This is a genomic window from Alistipes sp. ZOR0009 (genome assembly GCF_000798815.1).
Taxonomy (GTDB): Bacteria; Bacteroidota; Bacteroidia; order Bacteroidales; family ZOR0009; genus Acetobacteroides.
On the sequence record NZ_JTLD01000041.1, the window covers coordinates 20,877 to 29,636 of the forward strand.

General features: G+C 42.5%; 7 protein-coding genes. 4 read left to right on the forward strand and 3 right to left on the reverse strand.

Annotated elements, in window-relative coordinates; genetic code table 11:
* Positions 1-668 precede the first annotated feature (668 nt).
* The 4 genes from L990_RS12220 (at position 669) to L990_RS12235 (ending at position 4,562) form a co-directional block, all read left to right on the forward strand.
* Positions 669-1,319, forward strand: coding sequence for a carotenoid biosynthesis protein (locus L990_RS12220; RefSeq protein ID WP_047449654.1), 651 nt, complete (start codon positions 669-671; stop codon positions 1,317-1,319).
* Between the two features lie 195 nt (positions 1,320-1,514).
* Positions 1,515-2,264, forward strand: coding sequence for a tetratricopeptide repeat protein (locus L990_RS19300; RefSeq protein ID WP_052180977.1), 750 nt, complete (start codon positions 1,515-1,517; stop codon positions 2,262-2,264).
* Positions 2,265-2,399: 135 nt separating this feature from the next.
* Positions 2,400-3,083: a DUF4369 domain-containing protein gene (locus L990_RS12230; RefSeq protein ID WP_047449657.1), complete on the forward strand. Its 684-nt coding sequence runs from the start codon at positions 2,400-2,402 to the stop codon at positions 3,081-3,083.
* A gap of 105 nt (positions 3,084-3,188) precedes the next feature.
* Positions 3,189-4,562, forward strand: a complete 1,374-nt coding sequence (locus L990_RS12235) for a sodium:proton antiporter (protein WP_047449660.1) — start codon at positions 3,189-3,191, stop codon at positions 4,560-4,562.
* A 114-nt stretch (positions 4,563-4,676) separates the two neighbouring features.
* Here the strand turns inward: L990_RS12235 and htpG are convergent, their stop codons facing one another.
* The 3 genes from htpG to L990_RS19305 all read right to left on the reverse strand — a co-directional run bounded on the left by htpG (position 4,677) and on the right by L990_RS19305 (position 8,708).
* Positions 4,677-6,737 (reverse strand): molecular chaperone HtpG, encoded by a 2,061-nt coding sequence (htpG, locus tag L990_RS12240; protein ID WP_047449663.1) that lies wholly within the window; start codon positions 6,735-6,737, stop codon positions 4,677-4,679.
* A 300-nt stretch (positions 6,738-7,037) separates the two neighbouring features.
* Positions 7,038-7,634, reverse strand: a complete 597-nt coding sequence (locus L990_RS12245; RefSeq protein ID WP_197057280.1) for a class I SAM-dependent methyltransferase — start codon at positions 7,632-7,634, stop codon at positions 7,038-7,040.
* Between the two features lie 330 nt (positions 7,635-7,964).
* Positions 7,965-8,708, reverse strand: coding sequence for a hypothetical protein (locus L990_RS19305; RefSeq protein WP_052180978.1), 744 nt, complete (start codon positions 8,706-8,708; stop codon positions 7,965-7,967).
* Positions 8,709-8,760: the final 52 nt, after the last annotated feature.

Below are 8,760 nucleotides of genomic sequence, written 5' to 3' on the forward strand. Positions count from 1 at the left end.
GTACTATCTAAGATCCATCGTAGTTTATTCAAATCAATACCTAATCAGGTTGCGGACTTTTCAATCAAAGGTATTCTTTTGTAATAAGTATAAGCCAATCGTAAATGGTGTAGTTAAAGGATGCAAATATAGGGCTTGTAGTGTTAATAAACTAGTATTAAATGTTTATCAGGTTATTTTAGCTTAGGGCGCTTTGCAAGGCCGTCTATTAGCCGATAATAGCTTAAATAGTGTAAATGTAGTTTAAAGCCAAAATACGCCATCTCGTATATATGTTTTATTATCAGTATTGTTTGTTTGTACATGCACATGTGTGGATATGTAAATCGTTTCAGAGCTTAGGCTGCCATTCTTTTGAAAACGAGCAGAAGGTTGCAGCATATAAGGCGGCAGATTTTAGTAGAAAGGCTAGGGTAGTGTGCAGCTGGTAAATGGTTGTATGTATGCGGTGAAACGTATGTTGGAAGAGGCATTTATAATGGGTTTATGACTGTTTGGGGACGAGCGTTTGCTCGCTTTATGCTAGGAGCAGGAAGGAGGCTACTTTAAAGCAGTAAAGGATACTAGGGATTTTAATGGATAAATACAGCTTTCTCTTTCGTAAGTTAAGCAGTATATGCTTACCTTTAGGTTAGTTTTAAGGGATAGCAAACCTAACTTTTAATGGTATGGAACTACTGGAAAAAATAAGAAAGCCCCTGATTGTAGTAGCTGCGGTGCCGGCTGTTATTGCACTTATTACAGCACCTGTTGCTATGAATAGGTCAGCCATTTTTATATTCTTAAGCCTTTTTATTCTTTTAGGAGCTGTGATTATTGCCTTTTACCATAGGGGAGAAGCAAAGCGAACCGTATTTACTTTTTTACTGGTTGCCTTTTTAGGTTGGTTTGTGGAGATGCTTGGTGTTAAGACTGGAGCAATCTTTGGCGTATATACCTATGGAGAAACGCTTGGTATTAAAGTGTTGGGTGTTCCCTTGGTTGTTGGAATTCATTGGGCTGTTTTAATCTATCTGGCCTATGCTGCTACCAGTATGTTGCCTGCTAATAATAGGCGGATGGCTGCTGCCGCAGGATTGATTGTTATTTACGATATTTTTCTGGAGCCTGCTGCCTCCCGTTTGGGAATGTGGCATTTTGAACGAAACGATGTTCCTTTTCAGAACTACGTTTCGTGGTTTTTGCTGTCGTACCTTTTGTTGAACCTAGTTAGGAGGTCTAAGCTGGAGTATACCAACTCTATGGCTACTCCTATATTTGCAATGCAGCTTATCTTTTTGCTTTTGCTTGACATTATACTGCTAACCTTTAAGATATAGCTTTACTAGCTGTAAGGCTGTTCGAAATATGACCTTGCCGTTGGGACGAGTAGGATGAAAATATTATTTGCCCAAAATTCGGTTTTAGGAGTACTGAACAAATTTCTTAAAGCTATGTTAGGCTTTAGGTTCTTCTGATTGTTTTGTATGAATGTATGTCAGAGCGAATTTTTTAATTGAATAGAGATTACTCCTATGGTAAAATCCAAAGTTTTAATGCTGCTTATTGGGTTGTTGATGCTTTTCTCTTTTGCAAAAGCACAAACAGCCGATACCTATCGTAGCCAGATTTATGGTTGCTATCTCTCCGGGAATATGAAAGGCTGGCTGCAAACGCTAAAGGCGCTGGAGAAGCAGTACGTTAAGACGGCGGATGACGACTTGCTGATGGAGATCATTCTCACTCACTATGGTTATATCCCCTTTGCCATTAGCGATAATAGGAAAAAGGAGGCTAGCGATATGCTTGAAAAGGCGTTTGACTACCTCGATCGCTACCTAAATAAGTATCCGCATAGTGCCGAAGCGTATGCCATAAAGTCGTCTTTTTTTGGCTACAGCATTGGAATCAGCCCATACAAGGCTCCTTTTGTTGGGCCCAAGAGTAATGGCGCGTTGGAGCACGCATTAGAGTTAGATCCGAAGAATCCTTGGGTTATACTGGCCAAAGCTAACGCGTTGCACTACATCCCTAAAGTATTTGGAGGAGATCCTGAAAAAGCGGTGAAGCTGTATCGTTTGGCCATTGATGGAATTGTAAAAAAGGGGGAGACAAAAAATTCGTGGAACTACCTTAATGCGTATGTGAACCTAGGTTTGTGCTATACCAAGCTGAAGCAGTACGATGCAGCTCTTCAAACCTATAGGCAGGTGCTGGCTATTGCTCCAAACTTTAAGTGGGTAAAGGATGAGCTGATTCCTAAGCTCCAAAGTAAGATGAAGTAATACATTTATTGGATGGAGTATAATAAAAAAGATAGGACATTATAAAAGCATTAAAACTTGTAGGCTCACCTGTTGATTGGTATTTATTTATTTTAATTTTGAGATGTTAAAAGGTTAATTAAAACAGGTGCAATCATGAAGAGTTTAGGATTTATTTTTTTTGTTGTTTTAGGGTTCACGGCCTGTAAACATTCTAATTTTACGATAGAAGGAGAAATCTCCAATGCCGCAACACCTCCGACCATTCTCGTAAATATTATGCATGCTGATGGTGCTATTAGGCCTATTGACAGTACGTTATTACATGATGGTAAATTTTCGATGTTGGGGAAAGTGAAAAGAACTGAGGTTGCTTTTCTTCAGTTTTCGAACGAAGCTACCTTCCCTTTTATTCTTGAAAAGGGAGATATTAAGGTTGCGATTAACTACGATAAGTGGGATGAGTATAAGATAACAGGAACACCATTGAACGATAAGTTTGATGCCTTTCATAGTAGATATCATGCTTTATGGGCGAATGCTGATAGTGCATACGTCAAATTTGTAAGGGCAGAAGGGGCAGGGAAACTTCCCAAAGAGGAGTTAGACGTGCTAAGGAAGGAAGTTATGATAAAGTATGGTTTAATGTTAGATTACTCTAAGTCTTATATTGCAGAAAATAAGGATAATATTTTATCGGTAGCGGCTTTATGGTCTGTTCATAAGGTTCTAAAAAAGGAAGACTACAAGACCTTAAGTAATATCATTTCGCCAAATTTGAAGTATTCGAACTTGCTCGATTTAATGCAAAAGCAGGCTAACGGGAAATTACCGAACTAACATAAAGAGGAGGCAGCATAACTTATGCTGCCTCCTTTATATACATCTAAATGGAAGGTGCGAGAGCATTTTCTTAACCTAAATCACACCTAAATAAAAGTAAAAGTGGAAAGAATTCTTTATGGACCCTTAGATGGCTCCTCGCTTTCGGGGTTTTGGGCCTTGCCCTTTTTGGGGATAATCCTATCAATTGCAATTTTCCCTTTAGTTGCTCCTAGCTTATGGTCGAAACACTACGGTAAGATTAGCTCTGTTTGGGCGCTAATTATTATTGTGGGGATTGGTATTAGCAAAGGCTTGGGAGTGACGCTTCATAACCTTGCACAGGTTATGTTTGAGCAGTTTTTGCCCTTTATTTTTCTTTTGCTGGCGCTCTTTACCATTACGGGGGGCATTAAAATTAGGGGATCTATAAAGGGAACCCCCAAATTTAACACTCTTATGCTTGCGGTTGGTGCCATTTTGGCGAGCTGGTTGGGAACAACTGGAGCTGCGGTTCTTTTTATTCGTCCGTTGCTGAAGGCAAACGAGCACAGGCATAACAAGGTGCATACCATCCTTTTCTTCATCTTTATTGTGGGAAATATTGGCGGTTCCTTAACGCCTGTTGGAAATCCACCTTTGCTAATGGGGTATATTAGCCACATTCCCTTCTTTTGGACGTTAACCCACCTGTTTGCACCGACTCTAATAACTACGGGGATCATGCTGGCTGTATACTACCTGATTGATCTTTATTTCTTTAAAAAGCAAAAAAGCCATATGCATGAGGTGGATTACTCGCGGTTGGGGATTGATGGAGCGTTGAACCTGCTACTTCTAATTTTTGCTATTGCTGCTGTAGTTATTTCGAGCAACGATTTTGGAATTGCCTTTACGTTATTTGCTGTGGAGGTTAACTGGAGCGAGGTGTTTGAGCTTGTTGCGCTAGGCTTCCTAACGTGGGCTTCGATAAAGGTGACCGCTAAAGATATTCGGAAGTACAATAACTTTACTTGGCATCCTATTGTTGAGGTGGGAAAGATATTTACCTGCATATTTATAGCCATGTCTCCATTAATTGCCATTCTTAGAGCGGGAGAGTCTGGCGCTATGGCCAGCTTGATTCATAGCTTAACTGATGCGGCTGGTAATCCGGCCAATGGAGTTTACTATTGGGCTTCGGGGATGCTTTCTGCCTTTTTGGATAGCGCTCCTGCCTACCTCGTTTTCTTCAATATTGCTGCAGCGCCAGCCGAGGCTGCGGGTATGATGCCCCATATGTATATGGTGGAGCATATTCCAACGACCCTTGTGGCTATAACCATGGGTGCTTCGTTTATGGGCGCTTTGAGCTACATTGGCAACGCGCCTAACATGATGATTAAGGCTATTGCGGAGGAGAATGGGGTTAAGATGCCATCATTCTTTGGATATATGCTATGGTCTTTTGGGATTATGGTTCCGCTGTTCTTGCTTATGCAGTGGCTATTCTTGTAGCATTCGATTAAAATAGTAAAGGTCGCCAGTGTGGCGGCCTTTTTTTTGACCATAGAAAGCAAAAACCCCCAAAGCATCTCTGCTATGAGGGGTTTTATATATAGACATGAAAAATTACTTTTTAATAAGCTCCAAGCTTCGTTTTACGAAGTTGCTTAGCGCTTCACCTTTTAGCATGTTGTTAGAAAGGAGGGCAAGGTCGATAAGCTGGCGTACGGCCTTGTGAGATTTACCCCACTGTCCTAGAATATCTGCCTGCTCCTTGCGGATAGATTCTACCTTAACTTCTGCATCAGCAATCTTGGTTTTAAGATCGGCAGGTACGTCCTCATCCTTCTTGTCGCCTTTTTCCTTTTTAAGGTTTTCTAAAGCGGTTTCCTCGGTTTGAAGCTGCGACTTGAACTCCTCGATCTTTCCAGCAAGCTCGCTCTTGAGCTCGTCCTTAACCTCAACCACTAGCGGGTGGTTGGCATTAACCACAACGGTGTACGAATCTGGCAGCTTGCCGTAGAAGTTCATTCCGCCACCGCCGCCCATTTGCGACATATCCTTCATACGGCGCATGAACTCGTTTTGGGTTATGATGATTGGAGCCGCGGTTTCGCTAAGCGCCTCGAATGATACGTTGTAGTGAGCTTCTCCCTCTGGAGTGTTGGCCTCGAATACGGGCTTAAGGTTTTCCTGCTCTTCGGTGGTGAGCTTCCATTCCTTTTTCTGCTCCTTACGTACAAGGTTGTCTACCACATCCGAGTCTACGCGCACGAATTGAACGTTTTCGAGCTTTCCTTCCATCATTTGGATGAAGTGGTTGTCTAGCTGGCCGTCCATTACTAGCACGTTGTACCCATGTGCTTTTGCCGCCTCGTTGAAGCTATACTGAGCCTCTGGGTCGTTGCTGTAGATGTGAACCACCTTATTGTCTTTGTCGGTTTGCTCTAGCTTAATGGCCTCGCGATACTCCTCGATGGTGTAGTGCTTCCCATCAACATCCTTGAACATAACAAACTTTTGGGCGCTCTCGTAAAACTTTTCGTCGGTAAGCATTCCGTACTCCACGAATAGCTTAAGGTCTGCCCATTTCTGCTCGTAAGTTTCGCGCTCGTTTTTGAAAAGGTTGTTTAGGCGATCGGCAACCTTCTTGGTAATATGGTTGGAGATCTTCTTAACATTTGAATCGCTTTGCAGGTAGCTGCGAGACACGTTAAGTGGAATGTCTGGAGAGTCGATAACACCATGAAGCAGGGTCAGGAACTCTGGAACAATGCCCTCTACCGAATCGGTAACGAACACCTGATTGCTGTAGAGCTGTATCTTATTCTTTTGAAGGTCGATGTTATTCGAAATCTTTGGGAAGTAAAGGATTCCGGTAAGGTTAAATGGGTAGTCGACGTTGAGGTGAATGTGGAACATGGGCTCATCAGCCATTGGGTACAGGGTTCTGTAGAACTCTGCGTAGTCCTCATCCTTTAGCTCGGTTGGCTTTTTTGTCCAAATAGGGTTGGTTTGGTTGATGATGTTGTCCTCTTCGGTATTCTCGTACTTGCCGTCTTTCCACTCCTTCTTCTTGCCAAAAGCAATCTCGATAGGCATAAACTTGCAGTACTTGTTAAGTAGCGCGCTGATACGGCTTTCCTCTAGGAACTCCTCGCTATCGTCGGCAACGTGCAGTACAATATCGGTACCTCTGCCAGTAGCACGGGTGGTTTCCTCGATTTGGTATTCTGGGCTACCATCGCACTCCCAACGAACGGCAGGCTCGTCTTTCCACGACTTAGAGATAACCTCTACGCTCTTACTTACCATGAATGATGAGTAGAAGCCCAACCCGAAGTGACCAATAATTTGTACCGATTGATCCTTAAACTTATTTACGAACTCTTCTGCTCCCGAAAAGGCTATTTGGTTGATATACTTTTCCACCTCTTCCTGAGTCATCCCCACACCAGCATCAGAAATGGTGATGGTCTTTTTCTCCTTGTCTACATTTACGCGAATGGTTAGATCGCCCAGCTCGCCCTTAAACTCGCTAGCACCTGCAAGGGTTTTGATTTTTTGGGTGGCATCTACGGCGTTAGAAATTAGCTCGCGTAAAAAGATCTCATGGTCTGAGTAAAGAAATTTCTTGATGATGGGGAAGATGTTCTCTGTTGATACCCCAATTTTGCCTTTTTGCATATAGTAAGTTTTTTATTGTTTTCTGTGGGTTTATTACTCAAAGTATGTGCCAACAGCCCTTAGGCTGACAAAGTGGCAACTCTTCTGACACAACGCCTCTGCTTTAGCTGTTTTGTTGTTGGCTGCAGGTATGCGGGTGTGCCAATTTAGCAGAAGGTGTGATGGCTTTTCGTTGTGGGATAGGGGCATGTTCTCCTATAGGTGGGAGCATAGCATGTTACGCTAGGCGTTGGCACATTGCTCCGCCTTTGTACGAATTGACATTTCGCTTGTTTGCTATTTCAGGTTGCTATGCTGCCGCTAAAGCTGCGTAAAGCTGTACGACATGGGGATGGTTATATCCTGCTGCTCCTTGTAATCTTTTATTCTTTCGATGGTTTTTTCGCCTTGAACGCTAACCTTCTGGAAGAGCTCTTCGTAGCTTTGAAACAGCTGAACCGAGTTGTGCTGCTGGCTTTTCTTTACAGGGAATAGGGCTATTGCTTCGGTGCTGGTGGTTACCTTTTCGCGCTCGTCTACGATGTATGCCCATTCGGAGCAGGGGGAGTGGTCGGCAATTATAACGTTGGGGGCAAGCGTCATTGCGTGACGAATAGCCGTTTCGGGATTTTCCATTTCGTGGAGGCAAAATTCGAAGAGTACGACGTCTCCCTTTAAGTTAACCTGGTAGAAATCGGAATGAATGAGGGTAAACTTATGGGCGAGCTGCGATTTTTGAAGGTTGTCTTCGAGCCTAACCAATGCCTCCTGATCGTTATCTACGGCGAAAAGCGACTTTGCATGACGTCCGTACTCGATAAACTGTCCACCGCCTGCACCAACCGAGATAATGGTTTGGTTGGTAAAATCGTAGAAGGCAAGTAGGTTGTCAATGATTTTTCTTACATCTGTAGCCATCTTTTTCTTTTTTATGCTTCTTGCTATACTATAAGCTAGCATCCGTCAGCCATGTTGCTGCGGGTAGCATGGCCAATGTGCTGTTGTAAATATAGCGGATGTTGCGCCGAATACATCAGGCGGGAGCCTATTTTTGAAGATGGTGTTGGTAAAAAACAAAAGCACTTTAAGGTTTTCCTTTTTCCCTTTGTTAGAAAGCTTAATCATTTAGCTTTTTTCCTAAATGACTGCCTCGTTTTCTTAAAGAGAGTTGGCGGATCCTTAAAGTGCTTTTGTAGAAAAGTTAAATGAGAAATCTTATTCTAAAAGTATGGTTTAGTAAACTTAAGCTTACCTTGTCTTAGAAAACTTTAGGGAGCTTACCTGCTTATACTGAGGGCTTGAAGCTCCAAAGGCTGATTTGATGTAGGTCTTCACGTCGAAGCTGATGTCAACCAACCCTGTGTTGTCCTTATAAAGAATCTCATTACGTGCTATACGGGCGCTGCTTAACGGAATAGCGGTGTTGGCAACAGCCTTATTCTTTTCCTTTAAGTTATCGTGGAGTTCAAACAGGGATTTAACCGTTAAATCTTCCTCGTTAGGTTGATACTCTGGAATGTTGCTTAGCAGCTGTACATACTTGTAGAAGTTAGCCAACCGATTGTCGTAGCCCATTTGAGATGCAGATACCTCTTTTACATGAATACCTTCGGCAGAAAGCGCTTGAATCTCTTCTTCCGATTTCTTAGGAGTTGCCCTTTTACCTTGAATCTTGCGAACTATGTTTGCTGCACTTTCATCCACCTTTGCCGATGAGTCGGACGCCTTAAGTGCGTTTAACGATCGGGTGATAATGTTGCCAAGCTTATTAAACTCAGACTCTCTAACAGCAACAGCAATAGTGTAGGCCGAATGCTCGCTGGATACCTTGTTAATAGAGCTGTTTGATTCTGCTAAAACCTTATTAAGTTCAATAATGGAGATAGCATTTCTTGTTGGTTTGTAGCTGTCGCCGTAACCCTTAACGATTGTTATTAGCTCTTCGAAATTGGCGACATTCTTTGTGTGACCTGTTTCCGGGGAGTTTCCCATGTTTTCTTTTTTTTGTTATTAATAATCAAGTTTATTTAAATATATATATAAT

Bases quoted from the DNA above. Each gene is read 5' to 3' on its own strand.
- L990_RS12220 (WP_047449654.1), top strand. From the start codon at position 669: ATGGAACTACTGGAAAAAATAAGAAAGCCCCTGATTGTAGTAGCTGCG.
- L990_RS19300 (WP_052180977.1), top strand. From the start codon at position 1,515: ATGGTAAAATCCAAAGTTTTAATGCTGCTTATTGGGTTGTTGATGCTT.
- L990_RS12230 (WP_047449657.1), top strand. From the start codon at position 2,400: ATGAAGAGTTTAGGATTTATTTTTTTTGTTGTTTTAGGGTTCACGGCC.
- htpG (WP_047449663.1), bottom strand. From the start codon at position 6,737: ATGCAAAAAGGCAAAATTGGGGTATCAACAGAGAACATCTTCCCCATC.
- L990_RS12245 (WP_197057280.1), bottom strand. From the start codon at position 7,634: ATGGCTACAGATGTAAGAAAAATCATTGACAACCTACTTGCCTTCTAC.
- L990_RS19305 (WP_052180978.1), bottom strand. From the start codon at position 8,708: ATGGGAAACTCCCCGGAAACAGGTCACACAAAGAATGTCGCCAATTTC.